Here is a 13,840-nt window from a genome sequence, read left to right as displayed (position 1 = left end):
GTTTCTTCGGCGCCCCGCCGGGCGTGTTGTGGGAACCGGAGACCGGAAAAGGCGGGATCGCGACGCGAACCGTTGGCCCCGCGGCTCGATGAATGCGCCCGCTACCGTGCGGGGGCGGCTTGCCCGTCGCGGCCACCATCGTCGCCGAGGCGCGAGAAGCTGTTGGCGAGAAGCGCGCCCGAGATGTTGTGCCAGACGCTGAAGATCGCGCTGGGCACGGCGGCGAGCGGCGAGAAGTGCGCGCTGGCCAGCGCGGCCCCCAGTCCGCTGTTCTGCATGCCGACCTCGATGCTGATCGCCTTGCGCTTGGCGAGCGACAGGCCGCAGGCGCGGGCCGCCAAGAACCCCAGCGCATAACCGATCCCGTTGTGCAGGATGACGACCGCGAAGATCAGAAGGCCGGAACCGGCGATGGCGGCCTGGTTGACCGCCACCACCGCCGCAACGATCAGGACGATTCCGGCGACGCTGACGAGCGGGAGCGCCGGTTCAGCGACCCGAACCAGCGAAGGCGCCAGCTTCTGAAGCGCAAAGCCGAGGGCCAGCGGCACCAGAATGACCTTCACGATGCTGAGGAACATGCTCATGGCATCGACCGGAAGATACTGGCTCGCAAAGAGCCAGACCAGGAACGGTGTGACGAGCGGTGCGAGCAGCGTGGTGACGCTCGTGCAGGCCAGGCTGAGCGCGACGTCCCCCTTGCCGAGATAGGTCATCACGTTGCTGGAGGTGCCGCCGGGACAGCAGCCGACGAGGATGACGCCCGCCGCCACCTCGGGTGGCATCGGAATGACGCGCGTCAGGAGCACCGCCACCAACGGCATGATCAGGAACTGTCCGAGCACCCCGACACCGACATCGAAGGGGCGGCGGGCGACCTCGCGGAAGTCGTCGAGCGACAGGGTCAGCCCCATGCCGAACATGATGATGCCGAGCAGCGTCACGATATAGGGCGCGACCGGGCTGAACACGGGCGGCAGGAAAAAGCCGAGCGCTGCGAACACGATCACCCAGATCGCAAACGTTCGTCCCACGAACGCCGACACCGTACCCACAACACCCATAAGGCGACCTTTCCATTTCGTTCGGCTGCAGTACCCGCCGGTACGCCAGCATGCAAGCCGTTCATCGGAGGCGCCCGCGTCGTTCCATACCTGTGCCGACGGAAAAGGCGTGCCGTCCGGGAACCCTGCCCCATGTGATGGACGCGCACCGCGTCACCGAACGCGGCTGTCGTGATGCCGTTAAGGACTTTTGGATGTCGCAAGCCTTCGCGCAGACGCCTGCGCCCCCTGCCGCAACCGCCGACCCGGCCGCGGTGGACGCGCTGGCCGCCACCGCGCCCCAGACCGTGGACCAGGCGGTGCGCGTCGATCCCGCCTTCGTCCTGTCGAAGATCGAGACCTGGGTCGTCGGCTTTCAGCGGCTTCTGCCCAACATCGTCGTGGCGGTTCTCCTGTTCGCGGTCGCGTTCGGCGTCGCCTGGGGCGTCGAGCGCGCGTTCCGGCGCTGGGCGGACCAGCACGAGCGCTCGAATCTTGGAGCCGTGCTCGGCTCGTTCGTCAAATGGATCATCATCCTCTTCGGGGGCCTGCTGGCGCTGACCATCGTCATCCCCTCGCTGAACCCGGGCGACCTGATCGCCGGGCTCGGCATCGGATCGGTCGCGATCGGCTTCGCCTTCAAGGACATCCTTCAGAACTGGCTGGCGGGGCTCCTGATCCTGATCCAGCGCCCGTTCGGGGTCGGCGATCAGATCGTGGTCAACGGCTACGAGGGCACCGTGGAATGGATCGAGACGCGGGCCACCATCATCGCCATGTACGACGGGCGGCGTGTGATCATCCCGAACGCCAACGTCTATTCCAACGCCGTGACCGTCAACACGGCGCGCCCGACGCGCCGCTCGCAGTACGATGTCGGCATCGGCTACGGCGACGACATCGATGGCGCTCGCCGGGCGATGCTGGAAGCGATCGCGAAGGTACCGGGGCTTGAAGCCGAGCCGGCGCCGGAGGTGCTGGTCTGGGATCTGGCCGGCTCTGCCGTGAACCTGCGCGTGCGCTGGTGGACGCAGTCGAAGCGCACCAACGTGGTGCACGTCCAGGCCGCCGTTCTCGAGGCCATCAAGGCCGCCCTCGACAGCGTCGGCATCGACATGCCCTACCCGACGCAGGTCGTCCTGTTCCACGACCAGACCGAGGAGACCGACGGCGTTCGCGGCGAGCAGCGCGAGGGCTGGCCGAGGCGGCCCGGGCGCGAGCCGCCCCGGCCCGTTCGCCTGGTCCGCTCGCCGCGTGGGGGCGATCCCTCCGACGGACCCGCGCGGCAAGGCGCGGTCGACGGTGGCGGAGGCCATCCGTGACCTCTCGCTGGTTCTGGCAGCTGCGGCGCCTGTCGCGCCGCATCTGGGTGCGCGCCACCCTGTTCTCGCTGGGCGGCGTCCTGACGGCTCTCGCCGCGACCGTGCTGAGCCCCTACATCCCGAGCGACCTGCCCACCAAGATCGGCTCGGACGCGGTCGACAACATCCTCGGCATCATCGCCTCGTCGATGCTGACAGTGACAACCTTCTCGCTGTCGACCATGGTGTCGGCCTATTCGGCCGCCACCTCGAACGTGACGCCGCGCGCCACGCGCCTCGTGATCGAGGACAAGACGACCCACAACGTCCTGTCGACCTTCATCGGCTCGTTCCTGTTCAGCCTCGTCGGCATCATCGCGTTGTCGACCGGGCTCTACGGCGACCGCGGCCGCGTCGTTCTCTTCGCAGTGACAATTCTCGTGATCGCAGCGATCGTGGTGACGCTGCTGCGCTGGATCGACCATCTGTCGAGCCTCGGGCGCGTGACGCAAACGACGGAGCGCGTGGAAGCGGTGGCGCTGGAGGCGATGCGCGAGCGTGCTCGCGAACCCTATCTCGGCGGCTCGCCGCTTCGGGATGGCTCGCAGATCCCCCGCTCGGCACGGCCCGTCTTCGCCGGCGAGGTCGGATACGTCCAGCATGTCGACGTCGGCGCCCTGTCGGCGTTGGCCGAGCAGGGCTCGGGCCGGATCTTTCTGCGCGCCATCCCCGGCGACCTGGTCGATCCCACCGCACCGATCGCCCTGATCGACGGGATGCAACCGAAGGACTCGCCGGCGCACGTGCGCGGCTGCTTCACGATCGGCGACATCCGCTCCTACGACCAGGACCCGCGCTTCGGCGCCTCGGTCCTGACCGAGATCGCCAGCCGCGCCCTGTCGCCGGGCATCAACGATCCCGGCACGGCGATCGACGTCGTCGGGCGGGCGGTTCGCCTTCTGACCGTCTGGGGCGAGCCGCCCGAGAGCGAGGGCGAGGTCGCGCATCCACGTGTCTTCGTGCCCCCGATCCTGATCGGCGACCTCTTCGACGACCTGTTCACTCCGATCGCGCGGGACGGCGCGTCGACGGTCGAGATCGGGGTGCGTCTCCAGAAGGCGTTTCGAACGTTGGCCCGCTACAAGCGCGAGGGTTTTGCCGAGAACGCCCGGCGCCACTCGCGCGAGGCCTTGGAGCGTGCGGAGGCCGGGCTCGCCATCGACGCCGACAAGCGGCGTTTGAGGGCGCTGGCCGACGAGGTCGGGGTCGCATAGCGCCTCGGCCGCTGCAAACCTTTCATGATGCCCGAGACCGAAAGTCCAAGCTTGACCACCTCAACACTGAACAAGCCCGTCTTCCTGATCTCCAGCGCGACCATCGTCGGGCTGGCCCTCTTCGGCGCCCTCCTGCCGCAGGATGCGACGCGCATCTTCTCGTCCGCGCAGGGCTTCGTGCTCGAGACCTTCGGCTGGCTCTACCTGCTTGCGGTCGGCATCTTCGTGTTCGCGGTCCTGTTTCTGGCGGTCAGCCGCTACGGCAACCTGAAGCTCGGACCCGACGACGCCGAGCCGGACTACCGCTACCTGTCCTGGCTGGCGATGCTGTTTGCGGCGGGCATGGGCATCGGGCTCATGTTCTACGCCGTGGCCGAGCCGATCCTGCACTACTCCGTTCCCCCGGAGGCGGCGCCCGGAAGCTTCGACGCGGCCCGGCAGGCGATGTCGATCGTCTTCTTTCACTGGGGCATCCACGCCTGGTCGATCTACGCGGTGGTCGGCCTGTCGCTCGCCTACTTCTCGTTTCGCTACAACCTGCCGCTCACGATTCGCGCCGGCCTCTACCCATTGATCCGGGACCGCATCCGCGGACCGATCGGCGACGCCGTCGATATCTTCGCGATCTGCGGGACGATGTTCGGCATCGCGACGTCGCTCGGCCTCGGCGTCCTCCAGATCAACGCCGGATTGAACTACCTCCTGGACGTGCCGCAGACCGCTCTCGTTCAGGTCGGGCTGATCGCCGTCGTGACGGTGCTCGCGACCTTGTCCGTCGTGTCGGGCCTCGATGTCGGCATCCGTCGCCTGTCGGAGGGCAACCTCCTGATCGCGATCGCCTTGATGCTGTTCGTCCTCGTCGTGGGGCCGACGGAGTTCATCTTTCGGGCCTTCGTGCAGAACGTCGGCACCTATCTCAGCGGCTTCGTCGAGCGCACCTTCAAGCTCTATGCCTACGAGCCTCGCGACTGGGTCAGCAACTGGACGCTGTTCTACTGGGCGTGGTGGATCTCGTGGTCGCCCTTCGTCGGCATGTTCATCGCTCGCATCTCGCGCGGGCGGACCGTCCGGGAGTTCGTGGTCGGCGTCCTGTTCGTGCCGTCGGCCTTCACGTTCTTCTGGATGACGGTGTTCGGCAACACCGCGATCTCGCTCGACATGGGCGTGGCCGCGGGCGCGATCTCGCGCACGGTTGGGTCCGACATCTCGATCGCCCTGTTCCAGTTCTTCGAATACCTTCCGCTCTCGGCGATCACCTCGACCCTCGGCGTTCTGCTTGTCGCGATCTTCTTCGTCACCTCGGCCGACTCCGGCTCGATGGTGGTGGACACGATCGCCGCGGGCGGCTCCACCGACACGCCGATCTGGCAGCGGATCTACTGGTGCGCCCTCGAGGGTGCCGTCGCCGCCGCCCTGCTTCTGGCCGGCGGCCTGACCGCGCTCCAGACCATGACGCTGATCAGCGCCCTGCCGTTCACGATCGTGCTCCTTCTCCTGGTGTTCGGTCTCCTGAAGGGCATGCGGGCGGACGTCGCCCGGCGCGACGAGCACCGCTACGCGCAGCCCGCCATCGCGGTGCGCTCCGCGAACTGGCAGACGCGGCTCGCGGGCATCCTTCACCAGCCCAGCGAGCGCGACATCGCGGGGTTCATCAAGCGCACGGCGCTCCCGGCCCTGCGCGAGGTCGAGCGCGAGCTCTCGCAAGGCGGGCTTTCCTGCGGCGTCGAGACAGCCGACGACGGGTCGGCGACGCTGACGGTGCGGGCGGAGGGAACACGCAACTTCGTCTACGGCATCGCACCGGTCAGCCACCCCGCCATGGTGTTCTCCGCAACCGACGCCTCGCGTCCGGACGCACGCCGCGAGCATGTCTGGGCGGCGCGCACGGTCTTCTCGGATGGCTCTCGCGGCTACGACGTGGCCGGCTTCTCGCGCGAGGACCTGATCGCCGACGTGCTCGCACAGTTCGAGCGCTACCGCGTTCTCACCAGCGCTCCCAGCACCGCGCTCTACGTCTCGTCGCCCGATCCGCAGCCCATTGCTTGAGGGTGTCGGGCGGCGTCGCCCGGCCCCAACGCCTCCGGGAAGACACCAGACTACCGGGCGGTGCAGCGGGGCGCGAAGGTCAGGACCGGCCACCGGTTGGCGCGAACGGCCTGCTGCCGGATCCATCCCGTGAAGCTGGACACCTTGGCCCGGCACCAGTTCCCGTCGGATGCGGTGGTGCATTCGTCGACCACCACGCAGGTCCCGGCCGGGATGGTCGCCAGCACCGAAGCGTCGGGACGCGCCTCCTCGCGGGCGTTCAGATCGACCAGAACCGCGACGCGGGCCGTCTCGTCGACGCCCGTCGCGACCGGAACCTGCCGATCCTCGGATCGGGCGCAGGACGCCGTATATCCGTAGTAGACGCAAGACGCGTCCGTGGCGGTCTGGGTCGGTGCAGCTGCCGCCCTGGACGCCAGCCGCTCGAAGACGACGGTCTTGCCTCCGGCCGCGGCGGTCGTCGCGCGCAACTCGATGCGACAGGCGCCTCGTCCGGCAGCGCGGGATCGAGGGTCTGCCATGCTCCGTTAAAGGCGGCCACGAAATCGGACTCGCTTTGAGCCAGCGCGGGCGACGCGCCCAACCCCAGCGCCGTCACCACAACACTGCCCCACCCCCGACGCATGCCGTGTCCCCTATTTGATCACGAGCCAAAGAGTGAACGCGTCGCCTTTCCACCGGGCACCCCTTCACGATATCCATTTTCTCGCGAACGGCTTGTCCGCGGTGCTCCTCAGCGAATTCCTGCCGTTCGGTGTCGGGTGTGGCTTTGCATGCCCAGCAGCATGCGGGCCTGACGTGCTGATAGACGGTATGTGTCAGACACCGACGCGAGGGTTCGGAAGCGCATCGCCCATCAAACCGCGATGAGTCAGGGGTCTGCCACCTGCCCGACATCACGCATGCTGTCTCGGAGACCGAGGCGTCGCAAGCCAACGCTTCGCATCGTCGCTGGCAGGAGTTCACGGTCGACGGGTCACGGCCGAGTAGTCCCCTCCTGATGAGCCAGATCGCGACCAAGCCTGCAAATGACACAAGCCCACGCTTACCCGATGTTTGAGTGCGGGAGGTATGCTCGCTCCTGGTCCTGATTTAGCCGCGCGTGGCGCTTGCGCGGTGTTCCGTCGATGAGTTCGGGCGAGCCAACCCGCCATGACCAAACTCTCCGGGTCTGAACGAGTTTGATATCGAGCGACGCGCGATCGCGCCTCGAGCCCCTCAGGCCCGCGGCAAGACAGGCCCTCGCCCGCCGTTACTCCGCGAGGGCTTGCCGGACCGCAGCGCCTGCCAGACGGGCGGTCGCCAGAAGCTGGTCGAGTCCGTGACCGTTGCGGGCCTTCGCGGACAGGCCGAACATCGTGGTTGCGACGAAATCGGTGATCCGGTCCGCCGCCTCCGGATGACGGACGGCCACGAAGGCCCGGATCGCTGCTTCGGCCTCGATATTATAAGCGCAGGCCGCCTCGCGGGCCTGGGCGTCGCGGCAGCGCATGCCTTCCACCACCAGGCATCCGGTCGCATCTCGATCGGCGGCATAGCGGCGCGCCGCCTCCTCCAGCACGGCCTCCAGGCCTTCGGCAACGGGGCGGTCGCGCCGCAGAAGCCGCGCGAAGGGAACGGCTCCGTCGGCGGCGTAACGCTCCAGAACCCGCTCGTAGAGGCCGAACTTGCTGCCGAAGGCGGCGTAGAAACTCGGCGGCCTGATGCCCAGCGCCTCGGTCACGTCCGCGACGCCCACGGCGTCGAAACCGCGTTCGTGGAAGAGCTTCCGCGCCATCTCCACCGCCGCATCGGGCTCGAAGCGGCGAGGCCGACCTCGCGTTCTATCCTTTTTTATAGTCGACATTACAAAAACATTGACCGCTGCTCTCGTCGCCCATTATGTAGCGACCATTAATTTAAACACCAGGAGGGATCCGGTCCATGTTCCACGGTCAATCCGTACTCGTGCTCGGCGGCAGCCGTGGCATCGGCGCCGCGATCGTTCGGCGTTTTGCAAAGGACGGCGCCGCCGTCACCTTCACCTATGCCGGCTCGCGCGAGGCGGCGGAGCGGCTGGCGAGCGAGACCGGCAGCCGGGCGGTTCACACCGACAGCGCCGACCGGGATGCCGTGATCGCGACCGTCCGCGACAGCGGGCCGCTCGACGTCCTCGTGGTCAACTCGGGGTTCGCCATCTTCGGCGACGCGCTGGACCAGGATCCCGACGAGATCGACCGGCTGTTCCGCGTCAACGTTCACGCTCCCTACCACGCCTCGGTCGAGGCGGCCCGGCGCATGCCGGAGGGCGGCCGAATCATCGTGATCGGATCCGTCAACGGCGACCGCATGCCAGTATCCGGCATGGCCTCCTACGCGCTCAGCAAGTCCGCCCTTCAGGGTCTGGCACGAGGCCTTGCGCGGGACTTCGGACCGCGCGGCATCACCGTCAACGTCGTGCAACCCGGACCGATCGACACCGACGCCAATCCGGCCGACGGCCCGATGCGCGACCTCATGCACAGCTTCATGGCGATCAAGCGCCACGGTCGTCCCGAGGAGGTGGCGGGCATGGTGGCCTGGCTCGCCGGTCCCGAGGCCGGCTTCGTGACCGGCGCGATGCACACGATCGACGGCGCCTTCGGCGCCTGACCCCATAGGCGCGGCGCTCAACCCTGCGCCGCCGCCCTCATCTGCTCCCGGAACCGTTCGTGCAGCATCGCCAGAAATGCGCGCACGGCCGGATTGGTGCGGCGGCTTGCCGGCCAGAGCGCCGTGATGTTGTCGCGCAGAACCCCGAAGCGCGGCAGAACCGGCACGAGTTCGCCACGAGCGACGTAAGGAGCCGTGACGAAGGTCGCGGCCATGCCGATGCCCCCTCCCGCGGCAAGCACCGATACCAGGGCCTCGCTGGCGTCGACCGACAGGCCGCCGCTGGGCGTGCGCTCCACCACGGCGTCCCCGATCCGGAAGGGCCATCTCAGGATCTGGCCGGTACTCTGGTATCGCAGCGTCACCGTCTCGTGCCCGGCGAGCTCGTCCGGGTGCCGGGGCGTTCCGCGCGCGGCGAGATAGCCGGGCGAGGCGAAGCAGCATAGCTGGTGCGGCGCGAGCTTGCGCGACAGCAGTCTCGTGTCGTCGAGTTCGCCGATGCGCACCGCGACATCGATCCCCTCCCCGACGATGTCGACCATGCGGTCGCTCAACCGCAGCTCGATCTCGACAGCCGGATGGCTGCGGCGGAAGGCGGGCAGCGCGGGCGCGATCACATGCAGCCCGACCGGCAGGGACGCCGCGATCCGAAGGGATCCGGCCGGCTCGGCACGCGCCGCCATCGCCGCCTGCTCGATCTCCTCGGCTTCCCGCAACAATCGAACCGCCCGCTCGTGCAGGCCGCGCCCTTCCGGTGTCAGAACCAGCGAACGCGTGGTCCGCGTGAAAAGCGGAACGCCGAGATGGGCCTCCAGCCGCGCGATGCTCTTGCTGACCGCGGACGGCGAGATCGCGAGCGCATGGGCGGCGGCGGTGAAGCTGCCCAGTGAACCCGCACGGGCGAAGGCCGCGAGCCCCGCTAGACGCTCGAGAGCAATTTGTTCCTTCATGGCAGAAGTGAACCGCCATCGAACCCCATAATCAAGGGCCGACCACCGGGCTAGCTTGCGCTCGTCATCCATTCCCAAACGGAGCGATCCATGAGCGGGATCATGAAAGCCGTTCGCCTGCATGCGTTCGGCGGCCCCGAGGTGCTGCGCTACGAAGATGCGCCGATGCCGAACGTGGCCGCCGGCGAGGTTCTGGTGCGTGTCCATGCGGCGGGTCTCAATCCGCCCGACTGGTACTTGCGCGAGGGCTACCGCGCACTGCCGCCGGAGTGGCAGCCGCACCCGGACTTTCCCCTGATCCTCGGCTCCGACGTTTCGGGCATCGTCGAGGATGTTGGCGAGGGCGTGAGCGACGTCGCGGTGGGAGACGCGGTCTATGCCATGGTCCGCTTCCCGGAAGCCGCGATGCGGGGCGGCCAGGCCTATGCCGAGTATGTCAGCGTGCCGGCGAGGGAACTGGCGCACAAGCCCGCCGCCATCGGCCACTTGGAGGCGGCAGCCGCGCCCATGTCGCTTCTCACCGCCTGGCAGTTCTTGATCGACCTCGGTCACGACGCGCCGAACCCGTTTCAGGACCATCCCCACGCACCCGTACCGCTCGCCGGCCGTACGGTGCTCGTCAACGGTGCGGGAGGGGGCGTCGGGCATCTCGCCGTGCAGCTCGCCCGATGGCAGGGCGCGCGGGTCATCGCGGTCGCCTCGGCCAAGAACGAGGCGCTCATGCGCGATCTCGGTGCCGAGGCGTTCATCGATTACGGCCGGACCCCACCCGAAGACGTTGTCCGCGACGTCGATCTCGTGCTCGACGCCGTCGGCGGACGGGGCGCGGCCCGCTTCCTGAAGACGCTGAAGCGGGGCGGCGCTCTGTTTCCCGTCTTTCCGCTCGGCTTCGACGCGCAGGACGAGGCGAAGCGGCTGGGCGTCACCGTCTCGTCGACGCAGGTCCGCTCCAGCGGTCGCCAACTCGCCGAGGCCGCTCGGCTGCTCGACGACGGCACCATCCGGATCGTGATCGACAGCGCCTTCCCGCTCGCCGAAGCAGCTCGCGCGCACGAGCGTGCCGAGCGTGGCGGCATCCAGGGCAAGATCGTTCTGGCTGCGGCGTGACAGATCGAAAGCAGGCCCCCGGGAACGACGCGATACTGATCGTCATCGGATACCTGCGTGTCGCGCCGGCGGATGCGCGGGCCTTTCTCGGCGACATGGCTGCCTTCGCACGGGAGACGCGAGCCCGTGACGGCTGCCTGTTCTTCGCCCTCGCGCCGGACGGGGAAGCGGAAGGGCGCATGCTCGTGATGGAGCGCTGGCGCGACCAGGCGGCACTCTCGGCTCATCTGGCCGCCGAGGGCACCGTCGCCTTTCTCGCTCGCTGGCAATCCCGCATGACCGGCGAGGTCGAGACGTTCGACGCCGCCAACCAACGCCCGCTTCCGGCCATTTGAGGCCGTGCGGGGCGGCGACGTCGACCCGCTAGCGTGCGGCCCGGTCGAAGGCGTCGCGCGCCGCCTCGACCCGGCGCAGGTTCGCCTCCGCCCAGATCCAGACGCCGCAGAAGGCCGCGCTCAGGCTCGCTCCCAGATCCGTCAGACGATAGTCGACGCGCGGCGGAACAACGGCATGGACGGTTCTCGTCACCATCCCGTCGCGCTCCATCTGCCGCAGCGTCTGCGTCAGCATCTTCTGACTGATCGCTCCGACGTGGCGGGACAGCTGGGTGAACCGCAGCTCGCCATGCTCGGCCAGAACCTCCAAGACGATCAAGGTCCACTTGTCGGCCACGCGCCCGATCAGGTCGTTCACGAGCGCCTCCACCTTCGGATCCGTCTCGGTGGGCGGGGTGGTCTCGGCGCCCCTCGGCAACTGGTGCGCGGTCATATCGTCAGACGGAAGGCCGGACATGCCAACGCTCTCCTTTGGGTGCGTAGGGATATTTCAGGTGCCGTCTTTCTGGCAAGCGCCCGATCCGCCAGTTGAGGGGCATCGAACCGAACCACAAGGAGCGATCCATGAAGCAGACCGGAAACACCCTTCTCGTCACCGGCGGCGGCTCCGGCATCGGGGAGGCGCTGGCCCAGCGCTTCCATGACCAGGGAAACACCGTGATCGTCGCGGGGCGGCGGCGGGACGCGCTGGAGCGCGCCTGTGCCGGGCGCGAGCGCCTTCACGCGATGGAGCTGGACATCGAGAGCGCCGACGGCGTCGCCGACTTCGCCAGCCGCGTGCTCGCCGAGCATCCGTCCCTCAACGTTCTCGTCAACAATGCCGGCATCATGCGCTTCGAGAGCCTGGACCGCTCGCGCGACCTCGCCGACGCGGAGGCGACCGTCACCACCAATCTCCTGGGGCCGATCCGGCTGACGAACGCGCTGATCGACCATCTCGTGACGCAGCCCGATGCCGCCATCGTCAACGTCACCTCGGGCCTGGCCTTCGTGCCGCTGGTCGCGACGCCCACCTACAACGCGACGAAGGCCGCCATCCATTCCTATACGATCGCGATGCGCGAGGCCCTGAAGGGGCGCGTCGAGGTGATCGAACTGGCCCCGCCCGCCGTCCAGACCGCGCTGACGCCCGGCCAGGAGAGCCGCGCCGGCTACATGCCGCTCGACAGCTTCATCGACGAGGTCATGACGCTGTTCGCCCGGCAGCCGACGCCGCAGGAGATCCTGGTGGAGCGGGTGGGTTTCCAGCGCTTCGCCGAGGCCGAGGGGCGCTTCGACGAGACGCTCGCCCGGCTCAACGAGATGGCCACCAAGGCCCGCGAAGGCTGAAGCGCGAGCCGGCCCGCCGGTGCCGCGCGGTTGTTGTCCGGCGACATCGCGACGGCGCCGGCGCTCACGCCCTTCCGGCATGGCGGGCGCTATGAGCCGGTTCGGCGCGTCGGCTTGGCAACGCGCGCGGCCGCCGCCAGCCGTGCGAAGCGCCGTTGTTCGTGCGCGTCGAACGCAAGCTGCGTTTGCCGGTGAAGCCCTACGGCCCGTCGGACGCGTTGCAGGGCGATCGCCTCCAGCTGGTCGCAGGAGGGTTGGGGCGGGATCGCGAGAAGCGACGCCTCGATCGCCCGGGCGTAGGCCTCGGCGATCTCGACATGGGCTTCCTCGTGAGCTCGTGCATAGGCGGCGAACCCGCTCCATTGACGGCGCAGCTCGGCATCCTCGCTCGATGTCGCCTCGCGCCACCGCGGCAAGGTGATCGCGGCGTTGACCCCGAACCGTACGCGCCGGAAACGGCAACCGTCACCGTCGCGGCTGGGCTTGAGATCCACGGGCCGAATGCGGATCCCGGCCATCGCAACGGCTTTGCCGCCGTCGGGTCCCTTGCGGCGAAGCTCGCGGTCGAGTTCGCGCGAGGTGGAGCCGGAGATGTCGTAGTAGCGTGTCGAGACCTGCGAGGTCGTCGTGCAGCCGCTCGCGAGGAGACCCGTCGCCACAAGCGCGGCGAGACGTATCCGCAAGCGCGTTGCCTCCTGGGCGCGTGGCGCCTCGTCTCGAAGCCGTTTCATACCGAACAAGACCACGCTCCGGGTTGAGGGGAACCGGAACGCAGATTGACAGCGCAGGACGGATTTCAATCCGCCGCGTGGCGCGACGCCGGAGCCCTGTTGCCGCAGGTCGCAGGCCGGAGCCCGGTGTCCGTGCCGCACCGATGCACGCCTGCGGCCGCCGCGTCGTGAACCGGATCGGCGCGCCCGGCTCGAGGCGCGGGCGGTGCCGACCGGCGGTGTTCGCCGTTCACGGCAAGACCCCTCATCCGCCCGCCAAGCAGGTCGGGCGACCGGTGTCACGGCGCCTCGTCGGCGATCGCGCAAAAGCGATACGACCTCCCTCAATCCTGCGCGGTGGGCCGAACGACGATGCTGCCGATCTCGACATCGGCGGGTTGCTCGAGCGCGAAGGCGATCGCTCTGGCCACGGCGTCCGGCGAGATGGCGAGTTCCCGTTTGCGACGGTTGATTGCGTCCCGGACGGCGGGATCGGTGATCGAGTCGTCCACGAAGGTCGTGTCGATGAAGCCCGGCGAGACCTCGGTGACGCGAAGGCCTGGCACGCATTCCTGCCGCAAGGCCTCGGTCGCCGTGCGCAGCGCGTTCTTGGTGGCCGCGTAGACGCCCATCGTGGGCACGATCTTCAAGCCGGCCGTCGAGACGACGTTGACGACATGGCCATTCCCCTGTGTCCTGAAGAGCGGAAGCGCCGCCGCGATCCCGTAGAGCGCCCCCTTCAGGTTGATGTCGATCATGGCTTCCCAATCCTCGACCCGCAGCGCGTCGAAGCGGGAGATGGGACCAACGCCGGCATTGTTGACGATCGCGTCCAGCCGACCGAACCGGTCGCGCGCGAGGCCGACGAGACCGTCGAGATCCGCTCTCCGGGTCACGTCGACCCTTTGGAAGGCGGCGTGTCCGCCCGCAGCCTCGATCTCAGCGGCGACCGCGGCGATCTCGGTTTCGCTGCGGGCTCCCAGAACGAGGCAGACCCCGCGGGACGCCAGATGCAGCGCGGTGGCCCGGCCGATGCCGCGTCCGGCCCCGGTTACGGCGACGATCCTGTTCGCGATGGTCATGGCGGTCTCCTTCGTGGTTGCAGGGAGAAGGC

General features: G+C 68.4%; 14 protein-coding genes. 7 read left to right on the top strand and 7 right to left on the bottom strand.

From position 1 onward, the window contains the following. Positions 1-101: 101 nt before the first annotated feature. Positions 102-1,064, bottom strand: a complete 963-nt coding sequence (locus BLQ76_RS06795) for a bile acid:sodium symporter family protein (RefSeq protein WP_090670811.1) — start codon at positions 1,062-1,064, stop codon at positions 102-104. 194 nt (positions 1,065-1,258) lie between these two features. Between BLQ76_RS06795 and BLQ76_RS06790 the strand changes: the two genes are divergently transcribed. Genes BLQ76_RS06790 through BLQ76_RS06780 form a run of 3 tightly spaced genes read left to right on the top strand, consistent with a single transcriptional unit; the run spans position 1,259 to position 5,664 of the window. Continuing rightward, on the top strand, positions 1,259-2,365 hold the full coding sequence (locus tag BLQ76_RS06790; protein ID WP_090671401.1) for a mechanosensitive ion channel family protein: 1,107 nt from the start codon (positions 1,259-1,261) through the stop codon (positions 2,363-2,365). Next, entirely contained in the window at positions 2,362-3,618 is a 1,257-nt protein-coding gene (locus tag BLQ76_RS06785; RefSeq protein ID WP_090670808.1) for a DUF2254 domain-containing protein, read from the top strand. Before BLQ76_RS06790 ends, BLQ76_RS06785 begins: the two co-directional genes overlap by 4 nt. Positions 3,619-3,645: 27 nt before the next feature. Next, a complete protein-coding gene (locus BLQ76_RS06780) occupies positions 3,646-5,664 on the top strand; it encodes a BCCT family transporter (protein WP_090671398.1) in 2,019 nt (672 codons plus the stop codon). Between the two features lie 50 nt (positions 5,665-5,714). Here the strand turns inward: BLQ76_RS06780 and BLQ76_RS06775 are convergent, their stop codons facing one another. Both BLQ76_RS06775 and BLQ76_RS06770 read right to left on the bottom strand, forming a co-directional pair. After that, a complete protein-coding gene (locus tag BLQ76_RS06775; RefSeq protein ID WP_170842501.1) occupies positions 5,715-6,134 on the bottom strand; it encodes an SH3 domain-containing protein in 420 nt (139 codons plus the stop codon). Positions 6,135-6,916: 782 nt separating this feature from the next. After that, on the bottom strand, positions 6,917-7,441 hold the full coding sequence (locus BLQ76_RS06770; protein ID WP_244519498.1) for a TetR/AcrR family transcriptional regulator: 525 nt from the start codon (positions 7,439-7,441) through the stop codon (positions 6,917-6,919). 146 nt (positions 7,442-7,587) lie between these two features. On the opposite strand from BLQ76_RS06770, the gene bdcA reads away from it, so the two are divergent. Beyond that, the gene (gene bdcA / locus BLQ76_RS06765; protein ID WP_090670799.1) at positions 7,588-8,295 is read left to right on the top strand and encodes an SDR family oxidoreductase; all 708 of its coding nucleotides are present in this window, start codon (positions 7,588-7,590) and stop codon (positions 8,293-8,295) included. Between the two features lie 17 nt (positions 8,296-8,312). Here the strand turns inward: bdcA and BLQ76_RS06760 are convergent, their stop codons facing one another. Further along, positions 8,313-9,245 (bottom strand): LysR family transcriptional regulator, encoded by a 933-nt coding sequence (locus BLQ76_RS06760; protein WP_090670797.1) that lies wholly within the window; start codon positions 9,243-9,245, stop codon positions 8,313-8,315. Between the two features lie 90 nt (positions 9,246-9,335). Between BLQ76_RS06760 and BLQ76_RS06755 the strand changes: the two genes are divergently transcribed. Together BLQ76_RS06755 and BLQ76_RS06750 are read left to right on the top strand one after the other, a co-directional pair. Further along, on the top strand, positions 9,336-10,352 hold the full coding sequence (locus tag BLQ76_RS06755; RefSeq protein WP_090670794.1) for an NADP-dependent oxidoreductase: 1,017 nt from the start codon (positions 9,336-9,338) through the stop codon (positions 10,350-10,352). Beyond that, the gene (locus tag BLQ76_RS06750) at positions 10,349-10,687 is read left to right on the top strand and encodes a putative quinol monooxygenase (RefSeq protein ID WP_210285820.1); all 339 of its coding nucleotides are present in this window, start codon (positions 10,349-10,351) and stop codon (positions 10,685-10,687) included. The genes BLQ76_RS06755 and BLQ76_RS06750 overlap by 4 nt, the downstream gene beginning before the upstream one ends. A 28-nt stretch (positions 10,688-10,715) precedes the next feature. On the opposite strand, the gene BLQ76_RS06745 is transcribed toward BLQ76_RS06750, so the two are convergent. Then, positions 10,716-11,120: a winged helix-turn-helix transcriptional regulator gene (locus BLQ76_RS06745; RefSeq protein ID WP_210184154.1), complete on the bottom strand. Its 405-nt coding sequence runs from the start codon at positions 11,118-11,120 to the stop codon at positions 10,716-10,718. A gap of 131 nt (positions 11,121-11,251) precedes the next feature. On the opposite strand from BLQ76_RS06745, the gene BLQ76_RS06740 reads away from it, so the two are divergent. Continuing rightward, entirely contained in the window at positions 11,252-12,016 is a 765-nt protein-coding gene (locus tag BLQ76_RS06740; protein ID WP_090670787.1) for an SDR family oxidoreductase, read from the top strand. An 89-nt stretch (positions 12,017-12,105) separates the two neighbouring features. On the opposite strand, the gene BLQ76_RS06735 is transcribed toward BLQ76_RS06740, so the two are convergent. Together BLQ76_RS06735 and BLQ76_RS06730 are read right to left on the bottom strand one after the other, a co-directional pair. Continuing rightward, entirely contained in the window at positions 12,106-12,699 is a 594-nt protein-coding gene (locus BLQ76_RS06735) for a DUF922 domain-containing protein (RefSeq protein WP_170842500.1), read from the bottom strand. 371 nt (positions 12,700-13,070) lie between these two features. Next, entirely contained in the window at positions 13,071-13,808 is a 738-nt protein-coding gene (locus BLQ76_RS06730; protein ID WP_090670782.1) for an SDR family oxidoreductase, read from the bottom strand. Positions 13,809-13,840 lie beyond the last annotated feature (32 nt).

It is taken from the genome of Aureimonas jatrophae (genome assembly GCF_900104035.1).
Classification (GTDB): domain Bacteria; phylum Pseudomonadota; class Alphaproteobacteria; order Rhizobiales; family Rhizobiaceae; genus Aureimonas; species Aureimonas jatrophae.
This window is presented reverse-complemented; position numbering and strand designations above follow the sequence as displayed.

Bases quoted from the DNA above. Each gene is read 5' to 3' on its own strand.
- BLQ76_RS06795 (WP_090670811.1), bottom strand. From the start codon at position 1,064: ATGGGTGTTGTGGGTACGGTGTCGGCGTTCGTGGGACGAACGTTTGCG.
- BLQ76_RS06790 (WP_090671401.1), top strand. From the start codon at position 1,259: ATGTCGCAAGCCTTCGCGCAGACGCCTGCGCCCCCTGCCGCAACCGCC.
- BLQ76_RS06780 (WP_090671398.1), top strand. From the start codon at position 3,646: ATGCCCGAGACCGAAAGTCCAAGCTTGACCACCTCAACACTGAACAAG.
- BLQ76_RS06770 (WP_244519498.1), bottom strand. From the start codon at position 7,441: ATGGCGCGGAAGCTCTTCCACGAACGCGGTTTCGACGCCGTGGGCGTC.
- bdcA (WP_090670799.1), top strand. From the start codon at position 7,588: ATGTTCCACGGTCAATCCGTACTCGTGCTCGGCGGCAGCCGTGGCATC.
- BLQ76_RS06760 (WP_090670797.1), bottom strand. From the start codon at position 9,245: ATGAAGGAACAAATTGCTCTCGAGCGTCTAGCGGGGCTCGCGGCCTTC.
- BLQ76_RS06755 (WP_090670794.1), top strand. From the start codon at position 9,336: ATGAGCGGGATCATGAAAGCCGTTCGCCTGCATGCGTTCGGCGGCCCC.
- BLQ76_RS06745 (WP_210184154.1), bottom strand. From the start codon at position 11,120: ATGACCGCGCACCAGTTGCCGAGGGGCGCCGAGACCACCCCGCCCACC.
- BLQ76_RS06740 (WP_090670787.1), top strand. From the start codon at position 11,252: ATGAAGCAGACCGGAAACACCCTTCTCGTCACCGGCGGCGGCTCCGGC.
- BLQ76_RS06730 (WP_090670782.1), bottom strand. From the start codon at position 13,808: ATGACCATCGCGAACAGGATCGTCGCCGTAACCGGGGCCGGACGCGGC.